17 protein-coding genes are annotated in these 23,430 nt (G+C 63.3%); 7 read left to right on the forward strand and 10 right to left on the reverse strand.

The window, feature by feature from the left end; genetic code table 11:
* Nucleotides 1-94: 94 nt before the first annotated feature.
* Both ABH945_RS13185 and ABH945_RS13190 read right to left on the reverse strand, forming a co-directional pair.
* Complete coding sequence (locus ABH945_RS13185; protein ID WP_074763081.1) at nucleotides 95-1,588, reverse strand: FAD-linked oxidase C-terminal domain-containing protein; 1,494 nt, start codon at nucleotides 1,586-1,588, stop codon at nucleotides 95-97.
* 106 nt (nucleotides 1,589-1,694) lie between these two features.
* Nucleotides 1,695-3,110 (reverse strand): FAD-linked oxidase C-terminal domain-containing protein, encoded by a 1,416-nt coding sequence (locus ABH945_RS13190; protein ID WP_429250776.1) that lies wholly within the window; start codon nucleotides 3,108-3,110, stop codon nucleotides 1,695-1,697.
* 255 nt (nucleotides 3,111-3,365) lie between these two features.
* On the opposite strand from ABH945_RS13190, the gene ABH945_RS13195 reads away from it, so the two are divergent.
* On the forward strand, nucleotides 3,366-3,929 hold the full coding sequence (locus ABH945_RS13195; RefSeq protein ID WP_074763083.1) for a cob(I)yrinic acid a,c-diamide adenosyltransferase: 564 nt from the start codon (nucleotides 3,366-3,368) through the stop codon (nucleotides 3,927-3,929).
* A 9-nt stretch (nucleotides 3,930-3,938) separates the two neighbouring features.
* Here the strand turns inward: ABH945_RS13195 and ABH945_RS13200 are convergent, their stop codons facing one another.
* From ABH945_RS13200 to ABH945_RS13225, 6 genes are all read right to left on the reverse strand, one after another.
* Complete coding sequence (locus ABH945_RS13200; protein ID WP_074763084.1) at nucleotides 3,939-4,271, reverse strand: helix-turn-helix domain-containing protein; 333 nt, start codon at nucleotides 4,269-4,271, stop codon at nucleotides 3,939-3,941.
* On the reverse strand, nucleotides 4,268-4,612 hold the full coding sequence (locus tag ABH945_RS13205; RefSeq protein WP_429250777.1) for a type II toxin-antitoxin system RelE/ParE family toxin: 345 nt from the start codon (nucleotides 4,610-4,612) through the stop codon (nucleotides 4,268-4,270). The genes ABH945_RS13200 and ABH945_RS13205 overlap by 4 nt, the downstream gene beginning before the upstream one ends.
* Nucleotides 4,613-4,837: 225 nt before the next feature.
* Nucleotides 4,838-5,911, reverse strand: a complete 1,074-nt coding sequence (gene aroG, locus ABH945_RS13210) for a 3-deoxy-7-phosphoheptulonate synthase AroG (protein WP_074763086.1) — start codon at nucleotides 5,909-5,911, stop codon at nucleotides 4,838-4,840.
* A gap of 373 nt (nucleotides 5,912-6,284) precedes the next feature.
* Nucleotides 6,285-7,751 carry a metalloprotease TldD gene (gene tldD / locus ABH945_RS13215; protein WP_074763087.1) on the reverse strand — a complete coding sequence of 489 codons (1,467 nt, stop codon included), beginning with the start codon at nucleotides 7,749-7,751 and terminating at the stop codon, nucleotides 6,285-6,287.
* A gap of 85 nt (nucleotides 7,752-7,836) precedes the next feature.
* Nucleotides 7,837-8,700, reverse strand: coding sequence for a carbon-nitrogen hydrolase family protein (locus ABH945_RS13220; protein ID WP_429250778.1), 864 nt, complete (start codon nucleotides 8,698-8,700; stop codon nucleotides 7,837-7,839).
* 149 nt (nucleotides 8,701-8,849) lie between these two features.
* Nucleotides 8,850-13,067, reverse strand: a complete 4,218-nt coding sequence (locus ABH945_RS13225; RefSeq protein WP_429250779.1) for a YhdP family protein — start codon at nucleotides 13,065-13,067, stop codon at nucleotides 8,850-8,852.
* Between the two features lie 186 nt (nucleotides 13,068-13,253).
* On the opposite strand from ABH945_RS13225, the gene glnE reads away from it, so the two are divergent.
* Nucleotides 13,254-16,046 (forward strand): bifunctional [glutamate--ammonia ligase]-adenylyl-L-tyrosine phosphorylase/[glutamate--ammonia-ligase] adenylyltransferase, encoded by a 2,793-nt coding sequence (gene glnE, locus ABH945_RS13230; protein WP_429250780.1) that lies wholly within the window; start codon nucleotides 13,254-13,256, stop codon nucleotides 16,044-16,046.
* Between the two features lie 213 nt (nucleotides 16,047-16,259).
* Here the strand turns inward: glnE and recN are convergent, their stop codons facing one another.
* Together recN and ABH945_RS13240 are read right to left on the reverse strand one after the other, a co-directional pair.
* Nucleotides 16,260-17,930, reverse strand: coding sequence for a DNA repair protein RecN (gene recN / locus ABH945_RS13235; RefSeq protein ID WP_429250781.1), 1,671 nt, complete (start codon nucleotides 17,928-17,930; stop codon nucleotides 16,260-16,262).
* An 81-nt stretch (nucleotides 17,931-18,011) separates the two neighbouring features.
* Entirely contained in the window at nucleotides 18,012-18,914 is a 903-nt protein-coding gene (locus ABH945_RS13240; RefSeq protein ID WP_074763092.1) for an NAD kinase, read from the reverse strand.
* Nucleotides 18,915-19,124: 210 nt separating this feature from the next.
* On the opposite strand from ABH945_RS13240, the gene hrcA reads away from it, so the two are divergent.
* The 5 genes from hrcA (at nucleotide 19,125) to ABH945_RS13265 (ending at nucleotide 23,412) form a co-directional block, all read left to right on the forward strand.
* Nucleotides 19,125-20,144, forward strand: coding sequence for a heat-inducible transcriptional repressor HrcA (gene hrcA, locus ABH945_RS13245; RefSeq protein WP_011486855.1), 1,020 nt, complete (start codon nucleotides 19,125-19,127; stop codon nucleotides 20,142-20,144).
* Between the two features lie 183 nt (nucleotides 20,145-20,327).
* On the forward strand, nucleotides 20,328-21,407 hold the full coding sequence (gene hemH, locus ABH945_RS13250; protein WP_429250782.1) for a ferrochelatase: 1,080 nt from the start codon (nucleotides 20,328-20,330) through the stop codon (nucleotides 21,405-21,407).
* A complete protein-coding gene (locus ABH945_RS13255) occupies nucleotides 21,407-21,814 on the forward strand; it encodes an RNA-binding S4 domain-containing protein (protein ID WP_429250783.1) in 408 nt (135 codons plus the stop codon). Before hemH ends, ABH945_RS13255 begins: the two co-directional genes overlap by 1 nt.
* Before the next feature lie 517 nt (nucleotides 21,815-22,331).
* A complete protein-coding gene (gene grpE / locus ABH945_RS13260; protein WP_429250784.1) occupies nucleotides 22,332-22,916 on the forward strand; it encodes a nucleotide exchange factor GrpE in 585 nt (194 codons plus the stop codon).
* A gap of 55 nt (nucleotides 22,917-22,971) precedes the next feature.
* Nucleotides 22,972-23,412, forward strand: a complete 441-nt coding sequence (locus ABH945_RS13265) for a thioredoxin family protein (protein ID WP_429250785.1) — start codon at nucleotides 22,972-22,974, stop codon at nucleotides 23,410-23,412.
* Nucleotides 23,413-23,430: the final 18 nt, after the last annotated feature.

Below are 23,430 nucleotides of genomic sequence, written 5' to 3' on the forward strand. Positions count from 1 at the left end.
CCCGCTGACAACCAGGAGCGGACCCGCATCGGGTAATCAGGGTGGCAGGGCTTAAGACCCGCCACCGAAGCAGTTTTACGTTTCTTTCGCCGTCTTAAAAGCGCGGCAATTCCGGGTGCGGCAGCAAGCCGCCACGCACGTGCATCTTGCCGTACTCCGCGCACCGCGCCCGCGTGGGAATGCCTTTGTCGGGGTTGAGTAGGCCCGGTGAGTCGAAGGCTCGCTTGACGGCGTGAAATGTGTCGCGCTCTTCGGGCGAAAACTGCACGCACATCGAATTGATCTTTTCGATGCCGACGCCATGCTCGCCCGTTACCGTGCCACCCAGTTCCACGCATGCTTCGAGGATGTCGGAACCGAACGCCTCGGCCCGGTGCCACTCGTCCTGGTCGTTGCCATTGAAGAGGATGAGCGGATGCATGTTGCCGTCGCCCGCATGGAACACGTTGATGCAGCGCAGGCTGTAGCGCTTCTCCATTTCTTCGATACGCGCGAGAAGCGGCCCGATACTGCGGCGCGGCACGGTGCCGTCCATGCAGTAGTAGTCCGGCGAGATTCGACCGGCGGCCGGAAAGGCGTTCTTGCGGCCGGACCAGAAGCGCAACCGTTCGGCCTCCGAGCGCGAAATCTGGATGCGGGTTGCGCCCTGTTCGCGTAGCACTGCCGTCATGCGCACGATTTCGTCGGCGACTTCTTCGGGCGTGCCATCCGATTCGCACAGCAGGATCGCCGCCGCGTCGAGGTCGTAGCCCGCGTTGACGAATTCTTCGACCGCGCGCGTGGCCGGTTTATCCATCATTTCGAGGCCCGCCGGAATGATGCCCGCCGCGATAATGCCTGCCACCGCATCGCCGCCTTTCACGACGTCGTCGAAACTGGCCATGATGACCTGCGCCATTTGCGGTTTCGGGATCAGCTTGACGGTGACCTCGGTGACAATCGCGAACATGCCTTCGCTGCCGATCAGCACCGCCAGCAGATCGAGGCCGGGCGAGTCGGGCGCGAGCGAGCCGAACTCGACGATCTCGCCTTCCATCGTCACCGCGCGAACGCGCAGCACGTTGTGCACGGTAAGGCCGTACTTCAGGCAATGCACGCCGCCCGAGTTCTCCGATACGTTGCCGCCGATCGTGCAGGCGATCTGCGACGAAGGGTCGGGCGCGTAGTAAAGGCCATATGGCGCGGCCGCTTCAGAAATGGACAGATTGCGCACGCCCGGCTGAACGGTGGCGGTTCGCGCATACGAGTCGACTTCGACGATTTTTCTGAAGCGTGCAAGCGACACCACCACGCCATGACGGATCGGCATGGCGCCGCCCGACAAGCCGGTGCCCGCACCACGTGGCACGATCGGCACTTCGAGACGATGGCAGATCTGCACAATGCGTTGCACTTGCGATTCCGTTTCCGGCAACGCAACCGCGAGCGGCAGACGCCGGTACGCAGCGAGCCCGTCGCATTCATAAGCGACGGTATCTTCTTCGCGGTACAGCAGACAATGGGTCGGCAATACGGCCATCAGCGCCTGTACGACTTCGCGCTGGCGCTGGGCGAGAACTTCAGCCGTCAGTTCAGCGGGTGCGTTCATGTGACTTGTCTCCTCCAGCTTTGACTGATCGTGCTTGTCGGGTTGGCGCGGACGTTTTTGATCAACGCCCCGCGCGCCATGCGATATCTCGCAGTACCTCGATACCTCAGGCCGCCCAGGCGAAAATCTTTCCCGGATTCATCAGGTTATGTGGATCGAGCGCGTGCTTGATCGAGCGCATCGTATCCACCGCGACGTCGCCGTGTTCTTCGAGCAGGAAGCCCATCTTGTGAAGGCCGACACCGTGCTCGCCGGTACACGTGCCGTCCATGCGCAGCGCGCGTTGCACGATGCGGTGGTTGAGCCGCTCGGCTTCGACGAGTTCTTCCGGCTTGTTGGGATCGATCAGGATTGCGACGTGGAAATTGCCGTCGCCGACGTGGCCGACGATCGGGCAGGGCAGCGGTGACGCGTTCAGATCCTGCTCGGTTTCCATCACGCACTCGGCGAGGCGCGAGATCGGCACGCAGACGTCCGTGGTGACTGCGCGGCAACCGGGCTTCAACTGGATCATCGCGAAATAGGCATTGTGACGCGCATTCCACAGCCGGCTGCGGTCTTCCGGCCGGGTCGCCCACTCGAAATCTTCGCCGGAATTTTGGGCGGCGATTTCCTGTACCAGTTCGGCCTGTTCCTTGACGCCGGCCTCGGTGCCGTGAAATTCGAAGAACAGCGTGGGCGCTTCACGAAGCGTCAGATTCGAATGGCGATTGATCGAGCGGATCGCGAGCGAGTCGACGAATTCGACGCGCGCAATCGGCACACCCATCTGGATTGTCTCGATGACGGAGCGCACTGCATCGCCCATCGACGGAAATGCGCAGATGGCGGCCGACACCGCTTCCGGTTGCGGATAAAGGCGCACGGTGATTTCCGTGATGACGCCGAGCGTGCCTTCCGAACCGACAAAGAGACGCGTGAGGTCGTAACCCGCCGACGATTTGCGCGCCCGCGTGCCGGTTTTGATCACGCGGCCGTCTGCCAGAACCACGGTGAGGCCGAGCACGTTCTCCCGCATCGTGCCGTAGCGCACGGCATTCGTGCCCGACGCGCGCGTGGCCGCCATGCCGCCGATGCTCGCATCCGCGCCCGGGTCGATCGGAAAGAAGAGGCCGGTGTCGCGCAGCGCTTCATTCAACTGCTTACGGGAAATGCCCGGCTCGACGGTGACGGTCAGGTCTTCGGCGTTAATCGACAGGACCCGGTTCATTTCGGACAGATCGATCGACACGCCGCCTTGCACGGCCAGCAAATGCCCTTCGAGAGATGAACCGTTGCCGTATGGAATGATCGGCACGTTGTGCTGGCCGCACAGCTTGACGACGGTTTGCACGTCTTCGGTGTTGCGTGCGAACACGACGGCGTCGGGCAGTTGGGGATCGAACGGCGATTCGTCGCGGCCATGGTGCGCGCGAACGGCTTCGGCGGTTGACACGCGCTCAGCGAAAGCGGCTTGGAGCGCGCCCAGCAACTCGACGGGAAACGGCCGGCGCAGCGGGGCCGGCGGCACGGGATGGTTCACGCTTGTCTCCTGATCTTTGGGGCAATGCTGTTTGCAGCAGGTGTTTCATTTTACGCCGATCGCCCGTGAACCGGCGTCGGGGCCGGCTCGCGCTCCTATAATGGCGGCGACCTCACGATGCGCGCAATATGGATAAACGCGGTGACCGACCTGGCCGTTTCAGACTACGTACGGCGGTGATTTGCGGTGTTTTCTTTTAAAGCCTACTTGAACTGTATTGCATGGCCGCATCGTTACTGAATGCAGGGAGAAATGATGGGTAACCGTTTGAGCAAGATCGCCACCCGTACCGGTGATGACGGCACCACCGGTCTCGGCGACGGCCGCCGCGTACGCAAAGACAGTGCGCGCATTGCCGCGATTGGCGATGTGGATGAACTCAATTCGAACCTCGGCGTGCTGCTGTGTGAAAACCTGCCGGACAACGTGCGCGCGGCGCTGGTCGCGATCCAGCATGACCTGTTCGATCTTGGCGGCGAGCTTTGCATTCCCGGCCACACGATGATTACCGGCGAGCACCTTGCCCGACTGGACAGTTGGCTTGCCGATTACAACGCTGCACTGCCGCCACTGAAGGAGTTCATTTTGCCGGGCGGTTCGCGCGCTGCCGCGCTTGCTCACGTTTGCCGCACGGTTTGCCGTCGCGCCGAACGGGCGATTGTCGCGCTCGGTGAAAACGAGACTGGGGACGAGACGATTAACGCAGCGCCGCGCCAATATGTAAATCGGCTGTCGGACCTGCTGTTCGTGCTCGCGCGCGTGCTCAATCGCGTGGACGGCGGCACCGATGTACTGTGGCAGCACGACCGCACAGCGTAGGTCCGGCCGTTACCCAATCGCCAAAGTGACCGGCTTGCCGATCCGACTCATCATTTCCACCAGTGTGTCGATGGTGAACTTCGTGGTTTTCTTGTTGACCACGTCAGATACGCGCGGGCGCGACACCATCAGAATCTCGGCCGCCTCGGCCTGCTTCAGATGATGCTGTTCGATCCAGCTCGACAGCTCGGTCATGAGTTGCTCCTTGAGCAGCCGCGTGTCGTTGATCTGCTTCTGCGACGCGGCATACAGACGCTTCGCCTCGTCGGGTGAAAAGCCCAGTTCGGTGAACAGATTCGCACCGGGCTTTGTCACGTGACGAATTTTGGTGTCGGTCGTCATTGTTCAGTTTTCCTATCAGTGATGATCGCGCGGTAACGCGTCTCGGCAATCTTTTTATCGAGCGGACCCAGCTTTTGCGTTTTCTTCTGGAAGCAGTGCAGGACGTAGAGCGCTTCGACGAACTTCGTCACATACATCACGCGAAAAATGCCTTCGGATTCCCGAATGCGAATTTCGCGCGTTCCTGCGCCAATAGAATCGAATGGCTTCCAGTCGTCAGGGTCGAGACCTGCCTGAATCTTGCGAAGCTGAAACCCTGCTCGACGCCGTGGTTCTTCGGGAAATGCAAGTAAATCGCGAAAGCTGGAGCCTAGCCAGCGTATTTCTTTTTCATGCTCCATAGCCGCCTTTCGTGTACAAAATATTATACGTAACGTACCGCCCGGTCAAGTAGCATCCGACTTGGAAGTGACCCGGCGGATGAGTTGTTACGGTACAGAGGCCGCTCGCGAAGCACCATTCGTCCGTTCGGCTAATGCAAGCACAGAAAACAAAAAGCCCGGCTCGAATGAGCCGGGCTTTCTACGGTCTACGAAGCAGCTGCCGATGCAGCCGCTCAAGCGTTTTTAGTTGCCGCTGCCGCGCGCAACACGGCGTTGCTTGACCGATTCCGCGAGACCTTCCAGCACTGCAACGCTTTCGTCCCAGCCGATGCACGCGTCCGTGACGCTCTGGCCGTACGTCAGCGCGCAGCCTTCCTGCAAGTCCTGACGCCCCGCCACCAGGTGCGATTCCACCATCACGCCGACAATCCGTTCGTCACCCGAAGCAATTTGACGGCCGATATCCGCGCACACCGGAATCTGGTTCTCATGCTTCTTCGAGCTATTAGCGTGGCTCGCGTCGATCATCAGGCGCGCCGCGAGACCGGCCTTGCCGATGTCCGCGCAGGCCGCGTTCACGCTGTCCGCGTCGTAGTTCGGCGTCTTGCCGCCGCGCAGAATGATGTGGCAGTCCTCGTTGCCCGCCGTCGACACGATCGCCGAGTGGCCACCCTTCGTCACCGACAGGAAATGGTGCGGCTGCGATGCGGCCTTGATGGCGTCGACGGCGATCTTCACGTTGCCGTCCGTACCGTTCTTGAAGCCGACCGGGCACGACAGGCCCGACGCGAGTTCGCGGTGCACCTGCGACTCGGTGGTTCGTGCGCCGATTGCCCCCCACGAGATCAGATCGGCGATGTATTGCGGGCTGATCATGTCGAGGTATTCGGTGCCCGCCGGCAGGCCGAGTTCGTTGATGCGCAACAGCAGTTCGCGCGCGGCGCGCAGGCCGTCGTTGATCTTGAAGCTGCCGTCCATGTGCGGATCGTTGATGAGACCCTTCCAGCCCACCGTCGTACGCGGCTTTTCGAAGTACACGCGCATCACGATTTCGAGTTCGCCGGCGAAGCGCTTGCGTTGCTCGATCAGACGGCCCGCGTATTCCATCGCCGCTTTCGGATCGTGAATCGAGCACGGCCCGATGATGACGATCAGACGGTCTTCCATGCCGTGCAGGATCCGGTGCATCGCATTGCGCGAGTTGTAGATCACGTTGGACACCGTTTCATCGCAGGCGAATTCGCGGATCAGATGAGCGGGGGGCGTGAGTTCTTTCAATTCGCGAATACGGACATCGTCGGTGTTGTGCGGGGGCATGTTGTTCTCCTGAATCAGTTCTTAGCGTGTTCGCCTGCGTAGCGGCAGACGGCAATCAAAAAGTGTTCAACGACTAAATTTCAGATACGGTTCAAATGAATGGGGCGAAAAAAAACCGCCAGACTTAGCTGGCGGTTTTTCGGGAATTCTTGGTGTTTCGTGCACTAACACCCCTCTCGATCCGCCAGCGGTCTGAGATAGCCAAAAAAGTAAAAATAAAACTTGGCGGACATGGCGAAATAGGTCGCTGGTCAAAAAGGGTGAGTGACTTTATACCCCGCTGAGGCTCGGGTGACAAGCTGCAGCGGGTAAAAATGCGGAGAATCCGCATACTTCGCGCTTTCTATGCGCGAAGTATGCATTTGCTGCAAAATCAGGCAGTGCCGCCAACCGTCATACGGTCGATACGCAGCGTCGGTTGGCCGACGCCCACCGGCACGCTTTGGCCTTCCTTGCCGCACACGCCGACGCCCGAATCGAGCTTCATGTCGTTGCCGATCATGCTGACGTATTTCAGCGATTCCGGGCCGCTGCCGATCAGCGTCGCGCCCTTCACCGGATACGTGATCTTGCCGTTTTCGATCATGTACGCCTCGGACGCCGAGAACACGAACTTGCCGTTCGTGATGTCGACCTGGCCGCCGCCGAAATTCACCGCGTACAAGCCGTTCTTCACCGACTCGATGATTTCCTGCGGATCCTTGTCGCCGTTGAGCATGTACGTATTGGTCATGCGCGGCATCGGTAATGCAGCGTACGACTCGCGGCGCGCGTTGCCCGTGACCGGCATCTTCATCAGACGCGCGTTCAGCGTGTCCTGGATGTAGCCCTTCAGGATGCCGTCTTCGATCAGCGTCGTGCACTGGGTCGGGTTGCCTTCGTCGTCGATATTGAGCGAGCCGCGGCGATTCGGCAGCGTGCCGTCGTCGACCACCGTCACGCCCTTGGCTGCAACCTGTTCGCCGATCCGTCCCGCGAACGCCGACGAGCCCTTGCGATTGAAGTCGCCTTCCAGACCGTGGCCGATCGCTTCGTGCAGCAGCACGCCGGGCCAGCCCGGTCCGAGTACGACGGTCATCGCGCCGGCCGGAGCCGGACGCGCGTCGAGGTTCACCAGCGCCGCATGCACCGCGTCGTCGACGTAACGCGACAGCACTTCGTCGGTGAAATAGCCGTAGTCGAAGCGGCCGCCGCCGCCGCCGCTGCCGATCTCGCGGCGGCCGTTCTGCTCGGCGATCACGGTGACCGACACGCGCACCAGCGGACGGATGTCGGCCGCGAAGCCGCCATCGCTGCGCGCGACCAGCACCACGTCGTATTCACCGGCGAGGCCCGCCATCACTTGCTGGATGCGCGGATCGCGGCCGCGCGCCATCTTTTCGATGCGTTCGAGCAGCTTGACCTTGGCGGTCGCGTCGAGCGAGTGGAGCGGATCGGACGGCAGGTACAGATCGCGCCCGGCAATGCCGGTCAGCGACGAGGCCGCCTTGATCTTCTGCTTGCCGCCGCCCGCCTTGGCGATCGAGCGCGTGGCGAGGGCCGCCTGACGGATCGCTTCGGGCGACAGGTCGTCCGAATACGCGAAGGCCGTGCGGTCGCCCGACACGGCGCGCACGCCGACGCCCTGGTCGATGCTGAAGCTGCCCGATTTCACGATGCCTTCTTCGAGACTCCACGCTTCGCTGCGCGTGTACTGGAAGTACAGGTCGGCGTAGTCGATCTTGTGCGTGAAGATTTCGGCGAGCGTGCGGGTGAGCAGGGATTCGTCGAGACCGTAGGGCGTCAGGAGGATGTCCTTGGCGGTGGCGAGATTACGGATACCGGGTTCGATGATGTTCATGCGAAGTATGTTCTGCTCGATACGGAGGATTCGGTTAGCGCCCGGTCGCTATATGCGTGACGGGCGCCGCAGTTTCAATGTCGTTTCAGCTCAGCACGCGATGACGCCACGCGGGCAGGCTCTGTCGCACTTCGTCGATGCGCGCACGGTCGAGATTGCCGGCGACCACGCCGGCCCCTTCGTCGCGCACTGCAACGATCTCGCCCCACGGGTCGATCAGCATGCTGTGGCCCCACGTGCGGCGGCCGTTTTCATGTTGCCCGCCTTGCGCGGCGGCCAGCACATAACACTGGTTTTCAACCGCCCGCGCGCGCAGCAGCAATTCCCAATGCGCGCGGCCGGTGGTGTAAGTGAACGCGGACGGCACCACGATCAGCGCGCAGTCGCCCATGCGCCGGTACAACTCGGGGAAGCGCAAATCGTAGCAGACCGACAGCCCGACCCGTCCGAACGGCGCCTCGAAGCTGCAGACCTCGTCGCCGGGACGGATGGTGCGCGCCTCGTCGAACGATTCCTGGCCTTTTTCGAAGTTGAACAGGTGGATCTTGTCGTAGCGCGCGACTTCGTTGCCCTGCGGGTCGAACACCAGCGTGGTGTTCAGCACGCGCGACGGTTCCGGTGCCGTGACCGGCAAGGTGCCGCCGATCACCCAGACCTTGTGCCGGCGCGCGGCATCGGCGAGAAAACGCTGGATCGGGCCGTCCTGCCAGGGCTCGCGCACGGCCAGCTTGTCCGTGTCCTTGAAACCCATGAAGCAGAAGTATTCGGGCAGCAGCACGAGTTGCGCGCCGTCGGCGGCGGCTTCGGCGATCAGGCGTTCCGCGTCGGCCAGATTGCGTTCGCGATCCGGCGTGCTCACCATCTGCAACGCGGCGACACGGAAGCTGCTGGCAGGAGAGCCGCTGGACCCCGCGGCGGATGAAAGTGGAGAGACGTGTGTTTCGCTCATGAGCGTTTCGAAAAACTCCCGGCAAGGCGGTGGCGGGGACTGCGGGCGCCACTTACGTCGTTGATGTCGTTCAGGACTGGCTGGGACCGCTGGGGCCGTACCGACTTTTTGTGACCGGCCCGACGCGCAGGCAAAGGGCCAGATAAAGTTCAGTTCGCTTCCACGGTCGAAGCGGGAGCGTCCATCTTACCGCGATCGCTCTTCACCCGCTCGACGTGCGGCTTCGCCCACGAACCGGTGATCGCATAGTCGCGCGCGAACATGTGCGACACCGAGTGCGACAGCGCCAGATCGGCCACCAGCGCACCCAGCCCGAATAGCGGATTGATCACCGTCGCGGCGATCACGCCCGCCCCAGCGCTGACAGTAGGGACGAGATGCACATGCAGATCCTGGGTTTCCTGCGCGAGATCGATCGATCCCTTCATCTCGGCGCGCGCCGGGGCGGTCACCAGCTTGAAGTTGTCCGTGCGGCCAATGCCGTCGTGAATCTGCGCGGTGCCGCTCACCTGCTTGAACGGCAGACCTTCGCCGATCACGTCGCGGAAATCGAGCGTGACGACGCGCGCCAGGCTTTGCAGACTCAGCACGCCCAGCAACGTGGCCACACCTTGATCGATCTTCAGGATCTGGCCGTGACGCAGATCGACGGCGAGATTGCCGTCGAGCGTCGGATAGTCGATCGCGGTCGGGCCGCCGCGCCATACCATGCGGCCGGACAGCGAACCTTCGCCGGCCTTGATCGTGCGCGGCTTGCCGAACTGTTCGAGCAACGCGCCCGCGTCCTTGATATCGAGCTTGAAATCGAACACCGTGCGGCGCTGGGCGGCTTCGTCGGCGGAATTGTCCGCGCCGGTCGAGGTGCGCCAGTTCGCGGTCGCGGTCAGCTTCGCGGCGGGGTTGGTGACGTCGAGCTTGTCGAGTTGCCAGACCGGTACGCCGTCTTCGGTGAAATTGTGCGCGTTGACTTCGAGCTTGCCGATGTTGCGGTCGCGCACGATCAGCTCGTTCACGATCAGATCGATCGACGGCATGTTCTGCGCGGGCGCCGACATCGCCGGGCCGAGCAGATCCTTGTCGGCCACCGATGGAATCACCACGCGGGCAAAGCGCGCCTGCAACTCGCCGGGCGACTCGCGGGTCGCGCCCGGTAGCCACGACACATGGCCGGACACCTGGTTCGACGCGATGTTCGCCTGCCACTGGCGATCCGCATGCGACGCGCCGACGATCACGTTGTCCCAGTGGCGTTTGAGCAGCGTCAGCGTGTCGATGTGCAGCGCGAAGCGGCTGGGCAGAAATTGCGCGACGGCCGGGTTCGGCGTAGCGGCGGTAGCGGGCGCGGTGGCTGTAGCGGACGTGACGGGCGCGGCGGCGGGGGTGTCGCGGTTGCGCATCTGCGTGACGAGCGCGCGCCATGCGTCGGCGTCGAACTCGGGTATGTCGATATTGGCGACCACGCCTTGCGACGGCAGATCCGCTGGCTTATTAACGCCGATCGCGCCGCGCACGACTGTCGGCGCGGCTTTCGGCTGATAGCGCAGCACATAAGTCGCGGCGATCGGCCCGAAGGTCAGGTCGGCGCGTTCCAGACCCGCTTCGCCGGGAGCCGGCGACGGGTTGACCGCGAAGTGCAGCGGCATGGCCGTGCCGAGCGGTTTGTCGAACGGCGCGGGGAAGTCGAGGCCGAGGCCGGTGAGGTCGGAATTCGCCGTCACTTCCGGCAACTGCCCTTTCGCGCCGCGCACGTTCAACGCGTACGGCGCGCTGCCGCTCATGCGCGTCAGTACCTGCGCAGCGGGGCCATGCAGATTGAGGCCGCGTGCGGCATCGACGGCGATATGGCCGTTCAGGTTCAGCGCGTACGTGCCGTTCTGCCGGAAGCCGCCGTTCGCGTGCACGTCGCCGCCGAGGAACTGCCCGGAGAGCCGGTCGACCTGCGCCGTATGCTCGGTGAACTTCACGCGGCCGTTCAGTTGCGATAGCGGCGGCACGTTGTCTACGCTCAGCCGGTTGTTCAGGAAGCCCACTGCACCTTCCACGCCGATGTGCGGTTTCGGCGTACGCGGAATGGTCAGCTTCAGCGCGAGCGACGCCGGTCCCTCGGCGCGAATCTTCTCGGTCTGGTGTTTGGCCATGATGCCGAGCGAGCTGTCGTTCACGTAGTCGAGCATGTCGGCGAGCGGCCCGCGCCCGTTGCCCTGGATGATGAGGTTCGACGCCTTGGTGCCGAGGTCGTCGATCTTGCCGTTGACGCCGGTGAGCGCGACCCGCTTGTAACGTCCACGGTCGATATCGAAGCGCATCACGTTCTGCTTGAGTTCGAACACGCCGTCGATGTCGTCGAGCGGGGGCCACACGTTCGGCGTGCCGTTGCGCATGTTGCGCGGCGGGTAGGGCGACGGGTCGAACTTGCCGCCTTTGAACGGCGCATAGACGCGGAAAATCCCGGCGCTGGGGTCGCGCGCGTACGGGAACTTGGTCAGGTCGCCGTGTATTTCGATCGTCGCACCATGCGACATGCCGGCCTGCAGACCGTGGCTTAGATAGATACGCAGCTTTTCGCTGATGCTGGTCGGCAGATAGCGGTAAATGCGCGTGACCTGCGCGCGCTGGAAGTCGGCTTTGAGGTCGAGCGAGCCGCGTCCGTGGCCGGGGTTGCTGTAGTCGGCGGAGGCAGTGGCCGCGACGTCCGCGTTCGACACGCCGAAGTCGGCCAGCTTCACCGTGAACGCCGGACGGTTTTCGCCCGGCGCTTTGGTGCCCATGGTCCAGTCGGCGCGGCCATGCAGACGGTCGAGCTTCAGGCGCGGGTCGTCGAATACGCCCGGCAGCGTGATGGCCACGTTGGAGGTGTCGAGAATCGCGGTGCCGTGGTTTTCGTCGGCATCGACGCTGCCCCACAGATTTTCGATCCCGGGGATGCCCGCGCGCGGGTGATTCAGCGGCGTCAGCCCGGGCGGCGGTTCCTGGGCGGCCACGCTGATGCCTTGCAGATCGCCCTTGAAACGATAGCGCTCGATCGGTTCCGCGCCGGTCGGCCGATGATCGCTGCCCGCCTCGCCGGACTCCGGCTTGCCGCGTTCCACTTCGATCACATAGTTGGCAACGAGTCCGCGTGGATTGAAGCGCACGAGGCTGTTCAGCAGGGGTTTAGGCAACGGCAGCGCGCGGCTGAATTCCGCGAGAATGCCCAGATCGACGCGATCGCCGCTGACGCTGAGCAGTTGTCCGTGCTGCTGCGAGGCCATCCGGTAACGCCCGTTCAGCGTCGCGAAGGCGAGCGTGCGGGTGAGCGGAGTGCCGTCATCGAGCGGCGGCTGGCCGAGTTCGGCGCGCAGATTTTTTAGTTGCAACTGATAGTCGTCGCCATCGGCTTCGACGCGCCACGAGAAGTGAGCGACGGGCAGCAGCAGCTTCGGTTGCGTCGGACGAACGCGCAGCGCCACGTCCATGCCGGTGAGTTGCCCGCTCGCCGCCTTCATGCGGCCATCGGAGAAATCAATCCAGATAGCGTTGCCGATGCGCCCCGCGTAAGTCTCGATCGGGAAATTGACGTAGCGCGCGAGGGTGGGCAGATCGACGGGACCGGTCGAGACATACGCCTGCCCGGTCCAGTTGATCGGCTTGCCGATCGCGGAGAGCGGCGCGTGCCGGAAGTTCGTGCGGAAATCGATCGGACCGTGCAGCACCTGGCCGTCCGGCGGCGCCTGCAGCGCGAGCCGGTGGTCGTAGCCGTCGTTGAGAATCGCAATGCGGATGTCGCGCAGCGCGAGTTCGGGCGCGTCGTGCTGCGCATCGCGCCAGCGCAGTACGCCGCCGCGCAGCACGATGGCCTGCTGACGCAACAGCCAGGTGGACAAGGTGTCGTTGCCGCTATGCCGGGTCGGCACCGGCACGCCCGCCACCGACATCACGCCGTCGCTGCTGCGCGACACCAGCACGTCCGGCTGATCGACGATCAGGCTCGACAACGCCGGATGAAACTGCCACAGCGACTTCCACGACAGCGTGGCGGTGGCGTGCGGGATGGTCAGCGCGGGCCGCCCTTCGTGATCGCGAATCACCAGGTTGGTAACGTCGAGCCCCGGCTGAAATCCGCTCCAGTAAGGCGCGAGCTTGCCGATAGTGAATTGCGTGCGCAGCTTTTCGGAAACTGCTGCCTCGATGCGCGGCCGGAACGAATCGACGCGCGGCAGCACGACATAGCGCAAGCCGAGGAACAGCCCCGTTGCAATAAAGTAGAGGACCAGCGCGAGCGCCAGTGCCACGCGAAAAATCCGACGCAGCACGATGTGGTCGCTTCCGCTCACAGGCCGGACCTGCCCGGTTACGTGCGGGTCGGCGGATTCGTTTCGCTCGGACATGCTGCGGCGGGTGGGCGTATGGTAGTTTTGCGAATTAACGACGAAATGTAACACACGAGAAAGCGTCGGCGGACTTCCGGCAAACCCTGTCTGCATGCCGCGTCGCCGCTTGCAGAGCCGTCAACTTTCCGTCGTGTTACAGCGAACTGAACAACGCTAACAAGCAACGAGCGAGCCCGACCCCTGATGACCGACGCCACTCTCCTGAGTTCCAGCTATTCCCACTACGCCGCGCGTGCTGCGGCAGCCCGTCCGCAACTCGTTGCGCATGTCACGGCGCTGGCGTCGGCGCCATTGAGCCGCGAGCGTATCGACGCGCGTTTCGATGCGTTGTGTACGGAAGCGGCGGGCGCGGCTGGTACGCCATTGAGCGAGGACGCGCTCAAACGGGCGTTGCGCCAGTTGCGCACCGAAGTGTTCTGCGCGGTGATGGAGCGCGACCTGGCGGGCGAAGCCGACATCGCCGAAGTCACCGGCGCGATGACCGATCTCGCGGAGACGACGATCCAGCGCTCGCTCGCGGTGTTGTCGGCGGAACTCGAAGCGCTTTACGGCGAGCCGCGCGGACCGCAAGGCGAGCGGCTCGCGCTCGGCGTGGTGGGCATGGGCAAGCTGGGCGGGCGCGAGTTGAACGTGTCGTCGGATATCGATCTGATCTTCGTCTATGAAGAAGACGGCGAGACGGCCGGCGGCCAGCGCTCGCCGATCGCCACGCAGGACTTTTTTACGCGACTCGGTAAGCGGCTCATCGGCGCGCTCGCCGAAGTCACCGCCGATGGTTACGTGTTCCGCGTCGATATGCGTCTGCGGCCGAACGGCGATTCGGGGCCGCTGGTGTGCAGTCTCGGCATGCTCGAAGAATATTTCTACGTGCAGGGCCGCGAATGGGAGCGTTATGCGTGGATCAAGGGGCGGCTCGTGTCCGAAGGCGCGAGTCCTGCCGCGCAACGCTTGCAGAAACAACTCGACGCGATCGTCACGCCGTTCGTCTACCGCCGTTATCTCGACTTCGGCGTGATCAGCGCGATTCGCGCGCTGCATCTGCAGATCCGCCAGGAAGCGCAGCGCCGCGCGTCGATGCGTCCCGACAAGGCCGACGACATCAAGCTCGGGCGCGGTGGTATCCGCGAAATCGAATTCAGCGCGCAGGTGTTTCAGCTGATTCGCGGCGGCCAGGATGCGGGCTTCCGCGTGCGGCCGACGCTCGCCGTGTTGCGGCACGCAGCCACGCATGGGCTGCTGGACCCGTCGGTGTGCGTGAAGCTGTCGCAGGCTTACCGGTTCCTGCGCGAACTCGAACATCGTCTGCAATACCGTAACGACGCTCAGACGCACGCGATGCCGGTCGATCCCGACGAGCGCATTGCGCTCGCGCAAGCGATGGGTTGCGACTACGTGACCTTGATGACCCGGCTCGACGCGCATCGCGAATTCGTCGAGCAGCAGTTCGACCAGATTTTCGCCGACAAGGTGAGCGGCCGCGACGGCTGCGGCGCGCCGGAAGACGGCGCGGCTGCGTGGGTCTGGAGCAGCGCGCTCGCCGACGATAGCGCCGACGAAGCATTGCGCGCGCGCCTCGTCGAACTGGGCGTAGCCGAGCCAGGCGATTTGCTGTCGCGGCTGCGTGCGGTCTGGCAGTCGTCGCGTTACACGGGGCTTGCCGAGCGAAGCCGGCAACGCTTCGACATCGTCGCGCAACGGGCGCTGGAAGCCGCGCGCACGCTGGAGCCGGAGGCGCGGCGCGGCAATACGATCATGCGGTTTTTCGATCTGCTCGAAGCGGTCAGCCGGCGCGGTGCTTATCTGGCGCTGCTGACCGAGTATCCGCAGGCGCTGCATCAGGTGCTGTCGGTGCTGGGCGGCTCGCGCTGGGCGGCGGGTTATCTGATCCGCCATCCGCAATTGCTCGATGAACTGCTCGATGAAGAGGCGATCAACAGTCCGTTCGACTGGCCCGAATTCAAGCGCACGCTGCGCTTGCGCCTCGCGGCCGCCGACGGCGTCGAACAGCAGATGGACCTGCTGCGCCACGCTCACCAGGCCGAGGTGTTCCGCATTCTGCTAATCGACCTTGCGGGCAAGCTGAGCGTCGAGCATGTGAGCGACCGGCTGTCCGAGCTCGCCGACGCCGTCCTCGACGTGACGCTCGAAGCGGTCTGGAAGCAGTTGCCGAAGCGCCATCGCGAGGTGCCGCGCTTCGCGGTGATTGCTTACGGCAAGCTGGGAGGCAAGGAACTGGGCTATGCGTCCGATCTCGACGTGATCTTCCTGTACGACGATCCCGACGATGCCGCCGCCGACGTGTACGCCACTTACGCCCGTCGCCTGATCACATGGCTGACCATGGCGACCGGCGCAGGCACCCTGTTCGATGTTGACTTGCGGTTGCGGCCGAACGGCGAGTCGGGGCTTCTCGTCACCGATCTGGACGCGTTCCGCCGCTACCAGTTGCGTGAGGGCGATGCCGCCAACACCGCGTGGGTGTGGGAGCACCAGGCGCTGAGCCGCGCGCGCTTCTGTGCCGGCGATGTCGACATCGGCGCGAAATTCGAGGCGATCCGAGAACGGGTGCTGACCACGCCGCGCGAGGCCGAGCCGCTCGCCAAGGAGATCGTGGAGATGCGCGCGCGGGTCGAGGCGGGGCATCCGAACCATACGCCTGGCCTGTTCGATCTGAAGCACGATCGCGGCGGCATGGTGGATATCGAATTCACCGTGCAGTACTGGGTGTTGCTGCATGCGGCGAGCGATCCCGAGCTGATCCGCAATACCGGGAATATCGCGTTGCTGCGCGAGGTGTCGCGCTTCGGGCTGATGAGCGAGACGGAGGCGGAGACGGTGGGCGCCGCGTATCGGACGTATCGCAAGTTGCAGCACAAGCTGCGGCTGGACGGGATGGAGAAGGCGCGGGTCGATCCCGGGTTGGTGACGACCGAGCGTGAGGTGGTGCTGGGGTTGTGGAGGCGGGTGTTTGGGTGAGGAGGTGCTGCCTGCTGATTGGGCGGTGGCCGGGCCTTTGCGACGGATTTTTCGTGAGACGTGATGCGCGGAGGGCGGCTACGAATCTCGGCTGGCGTGTTGCCTTTCCACTCTAGAGACAGACCGGGACTTCATATGCTGTCCCGGTCTCGTGCTGGTTCTAACTCGTGCAATCGCTCACGCAGGCTGCGGGGCACTCAGGCCGTTCACTAGCTAAGCCGCCAGCATTTCCCTCGCGTGCTTGCGCGTGGTCGCGGTGATTTCCAGACCGCCGAGCATCCGTGCGACTTCTTCGACGCGGCTCGCCTTGTCGAGCGAAATCACGCTGCTCACCGTACCGCCCTTGCCATTACCCGCTTTCGCGACCTGAAAATGATGGTCGCCGCGCGCGGCTACTTGCGGCAGGTGGGTCACGCACAACACCTGGCGCGCTTGCCCAAGCTGATGCAACAACCGTCCCACCACTTCGGCGACGCCGCCGCCGATGCCGGTATCCACTTCGTCGAAAATCAGCGTGGGTGTCGGGCTCGCCGCGCTGGCAATGACCGCAAGCGCGAGGCTGATCCGCGCCAGTTCGCCGCCCGACGCAACCTTTGCCAACGGCCGCAGCGGCACCCCCGCATGACCGGCGACGCGGAACTCGACCTGCTCCAACCCGTGCGCGCCGCCTTCGGGCAGCGGCACCAGCGCGACTTCGAAGCTGCCGCCTTTCATCGACAGTTCCTGCATGCCGGTGGTGACCGCCGCGCCTAGCGCGTTGCCCGCTTTGGCTCGTGCCTTCGACAGTTTCCTGGCTTCGGTCAGGAAGGCTTCTTTAGCCTTGGCTTCTGCTGCGTGCAGGCTGTCGAGATCGGCCGCGGCGTCGAGCGCGGCCAGTTGCGCGCGGCGAGCCTGATGTTCTTCGGGCAGCGTTTCCGGCTGAAGGCGGAACTTGCGTGCCGCCGAGTGCAATGCATCAAGGCGTTTGTCGACCTGCGCGAGCCGGTCCGGATCGAGTTCGAGCCGCTGCGCGTAATGACTCAGCGAATACGCGGCTTCCTGCAACTGGATTTCCGCGGGTTCGAGCGCGGCCAGCACGTCGTTCAATGCCGGATCGATTTCCGCGAGGTCGCGCACTTTCGACACGATCGACGCCAGATGCGTGATCATTGCCTCGTCCGATTCCGACAGCGCGCCGAGCGCCCCTTGCACGCCATCGATCAGATTCGCCGAATGCGACAGCCGCCGATGCTCCGTGTTGACCTCTTCCCACTCGCCTGGCTGCGGCGAGAGTTTGTCCAGTTCGGTGAGCTGCCAGGCGAGCCGTTCGCGTTCCAGTTGCAACTCGCGGTCGCGGGTCTTTGCGTGCTCAACCGCCTGCACCTTCTCGCGCCACATGCGCCACGCCCGCGTAACGGTCGCGGCGGTGTCGGAAAGCCCGGCGTGCGTGTCGAACAGTTCGCGTTGCGCGTCCGGGCGCATTAGCAACTGGTGCGCATGCTGGCCGTGAATGTCCACCAGCATTTCGCCGACTTCGCGCAACTGCGCGAGCGTCGCCGCCGTTCCGTTGATGAACGCCCGCGAGCGCCCGTTCGCATCGACCACGCGCCGCAACATGACGGTGCCACCGTGGTGGCCGTCGTCTGCGGCCGGCCCGAGTGCCTGCTCGTCGAGCCATTGCTCGACCTGCGCATGGGTTTCGAACTCGGCCGTGATGTCGGCGCGGGTCTCACCGGTGCGCACGACATTCGCGTCGGCGCGTGCACCGAGCGCGAGTGCCAGCGCGTCGATCAGGATCGACTTGCCGGCGCCGGTTTCGCCGGAGAAAACAGTAAAGCCGCCGTCGAATTCGAGATCGAGCGCGGCGACGATGACGAAGTCGCGTATCGAGAGGTGGCGAAGCATGGAGGTCGTCTGATGAGCTTGAAATTCAGGTTCCGGCAGCGGCGACTACGATGGCGTTGGTGTCCAGCGTTGCTTCGCCGCTCAGGGCTTGGTGTCTTCTTCGTGCGACGGGTATTCGTTCCAGTGCAGCTTTTTGCGCAGCGTGGCGTAGTGGCTATAGCCGACCGGATGCAGCATGGGCACCGTATGGCGTGAGCGGCGCACCTCGATCGTGTCGCCCAATTCGAGCGATGTGAACGACTGCATGTCGAAATTGACGTTCACTTCACGCCCGGACACGATCTGGATGCTGACCTTCGAGTCGTCCGGCAGCACGATGGGGCGGTTCGACAGCGCATGCGGCGCGATCGGCACCAGCACGATGCCCTGCAATTGCGGATGCAGAATCGGCCCTTGCGACGACAGCGCGTAAGCGGTCGAGCCGGTCGGCGTGGCGACGATCAGGCCGTCCGAGCGCTGGTTGTACATGAAGCGGCCGTCCACCGACACATGCAGCTCCGCCATGCCGGAGAAGCCGCTGCGGTTGACCACGACGTCGTTGAAGGCTAGCGCGTGATAGATCGGCGTGCCGTCGCGCATGATTCGCGCTTCGAGCAGCACACGTTCTTCGCGCTCGAATTTGCCGGCCAGCATTTGCGGCACGATCTCGCGCATGTCGGAGATCGGGATGTCTGTAATGAAGCCCAGCCGCCCGTGGTTGATGCCGATGAGCGGCGTGCGGTACGGCGCGAGCTGGCGGCCGATGCCGAGCATCGTGCCGTCGCCGCCCAGCACCACGGCCACGTCGGCGCGCGCGCCGATTTCGGCTGGGCGGAGCGCCGGATAGTCGGTGATGCCGATTTCGGCCGCGGTGTCGGCTTCGAATACGACTTCGAAGCCGCGCTTTGCGATGCACGAGGCGAGCGCGGTCAGCGGCTCACCGATGCCCGGCGTATTGTTGCGCCCGACGAGCGCGACGGTCTTGAACTGGCTGGTCACTTGCATGCCGGCATTACACCATAGGTAGGGCCTGAAAAGAACCGCTGACAGACGCGGTAGCGAGCCGGCTCGCACGGGCTGTCAGCGCATCTCGCGATTATCGTTAGAATGGTGAAGCCTTGATGACATGCACGCCGGCAACAGCCTGCATATTTGTCAGGAGTGGGCGCGGTTGGCGCTCGCCGTCGTCGCGTCATTGAGCTAAAATTTTCCCTCATGCTAGATCCTCGCGCACAAACCCTCCTAAAAACGCTGATTGAGCGCTACATCGCCGAAGGTCAGCCGGTCGGCTCGCGCACGTTGTCACGTTATTCGGGCCTCGAACTGAGCCCGGCCACGATCCGCAACGTGATGTCCGATCTCGAGGACCTGGGGCTCGTGATCAGCCCGCACACTTCCGCAGGCCGCATTCCCACGCCGCGTGGCTATCGTCTCTTTGTCGACACCATGCTGACGGTCGAATCCGCGGCCGACGAAGAAGCCGTGATGCGCACCGTCAAAACCACGCTGCAGGCTGGCGAGCCGCAAAAGATTGTCGCGGCGGCGGCCAGCGTGCTGTCCAACCTGTCGCAGTTCGCCGGCGTGGTGCTGACGCCTCGCCGCAGCCACGTGTTCAAGCAGATCGAATTCATGCGTTTGTCCGACAAACGCATTCTGTTGATCATCGTGACGCCCGAGGGCGACGTGCAGAACCGCATTATGGCCACCCAGCGCGACTTTTCGCCGTCGCAACTGGTCGAGGCCTCCAATTACATCAACGCACATTTCGCGGGCCTGTCGTTCGACGATGTGCGCCGCCGTCTGCGTGAAGAAATCGACGAGCTGCGCGGCGACATGACCACGCTGATGCACGCCGCCGTCACCGCGAGCACCGACGAGGCCGACACCGGCGAGACCGTGCTGATTTCCGGCGAGCGCAATCTGCTCGAAGTCGCCGATCTTTCGTCTGACATGGCGCGACTGCGCAAGCTGTTCGATGTGTTCGATCAAAAAACCAGTCTCCTTCAGTTACTCGACGTGTCGAGTCACGCGGCGGGCGTGCAGATTTTCATCGGCGGCGAGTCGAATCTCGTGCCGATCGAAGAAATGAGCGTGGTCACCGCGCCGTACGAAGTGAACGGCAAGATCGTCGGCACGCTCGGCGTGATCGGGCCGACCCGCATGGCCTACAACCGCGTGATTCCGATTGTCGACATCACCGCGCGGTTGCTCTCGCTGACGCTCAGCCAGCAGTAACCATCGCGGTTGCAACCCGAGGCAAGTAAGCCGAAGCCGTGCCGCAAATGATGCGCGAGCCGGCGCCGCTTGCCAATCGGCCGAACGGCCAGGGGTGCTTGGGGCGGCGGGCACGAACCGCGCCGCTATAATGAATCTCTCCTGAATCCGACTCGCCGCCTCAAGCGGTGACCTCTGCTGCCTATGCGCTTCGACCTCGAGCGGCCCTCACAGAACGCCACGTCACATCGTGTCGCCGTGCTGCTGATCAATCTCGGCACGCCCGACGCGCCGACGCCGCGCGCGGTCCGACGCTATCTAGCGCAGTTCCTGTCCGATCCCAGGGTGGTCGAGATCCCCGCGCTGCTCTGGCAGATCATCCTCCGGTTGCTGATTTTGCCGTTCCGCAGCCGCAGCTCGGCGAAGAAATACGCGGCAGTCTGGATGCCGGAAGGCTCGCCGCTGCGTGTCTACACGGAAAAGCAGGTGGAGGGTTTGCGCCACCTGCTGCACTTGAACGACTACACCGTGCTGGTCGACTACGCGATGCGCTACGGCACACCGGGCATCCCGGCAATGCTGAACCAGTTGAAGCTGGCGGGCGTCGAGCGCGTGCTGCTGATGCCGATGTATCCGCAATATTCATCGTCGACCACGGCCACGGCTTTCGACGACGCCTTCTCGGCGATGAAGCGCATGCGAAATCAGCCGGAAGTCCGCACGGTGCGCCAGTACGCCGATCATCCCGCGTACATTGCTGCGTTGGCTGCGCAGGTGCATCAATATTGGCATCAGCATGGCCGGCCCGACTTTGCGGCGGGCGACAAGCTGGTGCTGAGTTTTCACGGCGTGCCCAAGCGCACGCTCGATCTGGGCGACCCCTACCATGAACAATGTCAGCAGACTGGCGCGTTGCTGATGCAGGCGCTCGAACTGACGCCGGTGGAATGCCGTATCACCTTCCAGTCGCGTTTCGGCAAAGCCGAATGGCTGCAGCCGTACACGGCGCCTACGCTTAAGGAGTTGGGCGCGGCAGGTGTGCGACGCGCCGACGTTTTTTGCCCGGGTTTCACTGCTGACTGTCTTGAAACGATTGAAGAAATCGGCATGGAAGTGCGCGACGAGTTTCTGCACGCGGGCGGCAAGGAGTTTCACCGGATTGCCTGCGTGAACGCATCACAGCCGTGGATCGCCGCGCTTGGTGAAATCGTCGCGCAGAATCTGCAGGGCTGGCCGGTGCAGACGGTGCCTGTGCCGCACACCAGCGGCAGTGGAGCAAGCTGATGAACTACCAGATATCTATGGAAGCGGGCGCTAAGTTACGCATTGACAAATGGCTTTGGGCTGCGCGCTTTTTCAAGACTCGTTCGCTCGCGGCGGACGCGGTTGACAAAGGTCATGTGCGGATCGGCGGCGCCAGCGTCAAACCGGCGAAGGACGTGCGGGTCGGCGACCTGGTCGAGATCGAAATCGAGCGGATTGTGTGGCAGGTGGAAGTGCTGGGAGTGTGCGATGTGCGTGGTCCTGCTAGCGTCGCGCAAACGCTTTACGCTGAGACCGAAGAGAGCAAGGTAAAACGGCAGGTGGAGCAGGAGCGGCGCAAGACGTATCGCGAACCGGCCGCCGCTTTGCACGGCCGGCCGACCAAGCGCGACCGGCGCACTATCGACAGATTTTCTGGTGGGGATTGAACAACTGCTCGATGGTCGCGTGCACACCGCCGTATTCCGTGGTGTGATCGTTGACCGCCCCGGACATGCAGATTGTGGTGGTGCCCGCAATCAGAACCAATGCGACCACCCCGATTGCAAAGGTCAGTTTCACGGTGCCCCCTTGGGAAGATTCTTTATTGAAACGGGCGAATCAGGTGGAAATTCAATAAATGCAATGAGCCGGTAAGGTAGACGTCAGATTAGGGTTAACGTGTCTTTTCCGATGCTTTAATGGAGCATAGGTCACTTGCCGGCTTCCCTCAATCTCTATCTGATTGCGCCGCAATAATGGTTGTAACGGCGGATTTCGACTGAATCCCGCTAGTGTGAAAAGAGCGGGCAGACCCGCTTGAAATGGGTCTTTCCGGCCCCATCTGCCGTTTCGTTATGCGAATGTACGTCGGACGATGTGTCGCGATTTTGCAACGCACAAATCGCACTATGTTCACGTATCGCCGCCACTGTTGGCTTTTACTTTTTAACGACTTTCAGCGACATGGAAAACACGCAAGAGAACCCGACGAGCCAGAATCCCACGCCCGCCGACGAAACCGCGCGCCAGGCCGCGGAGGCTGCGGCATCCCAGCAGGACGCGGCTGCTAACGCCGGTGAGCCGGCGCCGGAAAGCGCTGAGCAGATCGCGCTGGCCGAAGCTCAGGCGAAGATCGCCGAATTGCAGGAAAGCTTCCTGCGCGCGAAGGCGGAGACCGAAAACGTGCGCCGCCGTGCTCAGGAAGACGTCGCCAAGGCCCATAAATTCGCGATCGAGAGTTTCGCCGAGCATCTGCTGCCGGTGGTCGACAGCCTCGAAGCCGCGGTCGCTCACTCGTCCGACGATCTGCAGAAAGTGCGCGAAGGCGTCGAACTTACGCTGCGCCAATTGAGCGGCGCGCTGGAAAAGGGCCGCGTCGTCGCCCTGAATCCGGTCGGCGAGAAGTTCGACCCGCATCGCCACCAGGCTATTTCGATGGTGCCGGCCGATCAGGAGCCGAACACTGTCGTGGCCGTGCTGCAAAAAGGCTTTGTGATTGCCGACCGCGTGCTGCGTCCGGCACTCGTCACCGTCGCGGCGCCGAAGTAAGCACGTAGCGTCCTGTAGACGCTTCTGCAGCAAATCTCGCCCGGCAGGTGCAGCCATGGCCAATATTCCCGTCGACGCCACCGCGTTCGCCGCCTTCGACATGCAGGAACTCAGCGCCGACTCGTTCGACGCTGCCCTTGCAGGAGCCGGGGATGATCTGGCGGTGGTGTTTTTCTGGGGTCTCGACTGCTTCAATTGCGAGATCGCCAAGAAAGCCATGCTGGCGCAACCGGACGCGATCCGTGCGCTCGGCCTCAGGTGGTTTCACAGCAATGTCTACGAGCACCGCGAACTGGGCCGGCGCTTCATGCTTCACGGCGTCCCCACGTGGTTCTTCTTTTATCGCGGCAAGCGGCTTGGCCGGGCAACCGGCTGGCACGGTCTTGGGCAGTTTCAGGCAGCGGTAGCGGCCGCGCGGGAAAAGATTCAGGGCATCGACGCCGCAGACAGCATCCATGCCGATAGCGCGGATTCGGGCAAAAGTTCGACCGATTGAAAAAAATTAAAGACCGCA

Origin of the sequence: Paraburkholderia sp. GAS333 (assembly GCF_050435665.1) — a bacterium.
In the GTDB taxonomy this organism is placed as follows: domain Bacteria; phylum Pseudomonadota; class Gammaproteobacteria; order Burkholderiales; family Burkholderiaceae; genus Paraburkholderia; species Paraburkholderia fungorum_A.

What these genes read in the sequence shown, in the direction of transcription:
- ABH945_RS13185 (WP_074763081.1), bottom strand. Translation starts at nt 1,588, where the DNA reads ATGAACGCACCCGCTGAACTGACGGCTGAAGTTCTCGCCCAGCGCCAG.
- ABH945_RS13195 (WP_074763083.1), top strand. Translation starts at nt 3,366, where the DNA reads ATGGGTAACCGTTTGAGCAAGATCGCCACCCGTACCGGTGATGACGGC.
- ABH945_RS13200 (WP_074763084.1), bottom strand. Translation starts at nt 4,271, where the DNA reads ATGACGACCGACACCAAAATTCGTCACGTGACAAAGCCCGGTGCGAAT.
- ABH945_RS13205 (WP_429250777.1), bottom strand. Translation starts at nt 4,612, where the DNA reads ATGGAGCATGAAAAAGAAATACGCTGGCTAGGCTCCAGCTTTCGCGAT.
- aroG (WP_074763086.1), bottom strand. Translation starts at nt 5,911, where the DNA reads ATGCCCCCGCACAACACCGACGATGTCCGTATTCGCGAATTGAAAGAA.
- tldD (WP_074763087.1), bottom strand. Translation starts at nt 7,751, where the DNA reads ATGAACATCATCGAACCCGGTATCCGTAATCTCGCCACCGCCAAGGAC.
- ABH945_RS13220 (WP_429250778.1), bottom strand. Translation starts at nt 8,700, where the DNA reads ATGAGCGAAACACACGTCTCTCCACTTTCATCCGCCGCGGGGTCCAGC.
- ABH945_RS13225 (WP_429250779.1), bottom strand. Translation starts at nt 13,067, where the DNA reads ATGTCCGAGCGAAACGAATCCGCCGACCCGCACGTAACCGGGCAGGTC.
- glnE (WP_429250780.1), top strand. Translation starts at nt 13,254, where the DNA reads ATGACCGACGCCACTCTCCTGAGTTCCAGCTATTCCCACTACGCCGCG.
- recN (WP_429250781.1), bottom strand. Translation starts at nt 17,930, where the DNA reads ATGCTTCGCCACCTCTCGATACGCGACTTCGTCATCGTCGCCGCGCTC.
- ABH945_RS13240 (WP_074763092.1), bottom strand. Translation starts at nt 18,914, where the DNA reads ATGCAAGTGACCAGCCAGTTCAAGACCGTCGCGCTCGTCGGGCGCAAC.
- hrcA (WP_011486855.1), top strand. Translation starts at nt 19,125, where the DNA reads ATGCTAGATCCTCGCGCACAAACCCTCCTAAAAACGCTGATTGAGCGC.
- hemH (WP_429250782.1), top strand. Translation starts at nt 20,328, where the DNA reads ATGCGCTTCGACCTCGAGCGGCCCTCACAGAACGCCACGTCACATCGT.
- ABH945_RS13255 (WP_429250783.1), top strand. Translation starts at nt 21,407, where the DNA reads ATGAACTACCAGATATCTATGGAAGCGGGCGCTAAGTTACGCATTGAC.
- grpE (WP_429250784.1), top strand. Translation starts at nt 22,332, where the DNA reads ATGGAAAACACGCAAGAGAACCCGACGAGCCAGAATCCCACGCCCGCC.
- ABH945_RS13265 (WP_429250785.1), top strand. Translation starts at nt 22,972, where the DNA reads ATGGCCAATATTCCCGTCGACGCCACCGCGTTCGCCGCCTTCGACATG.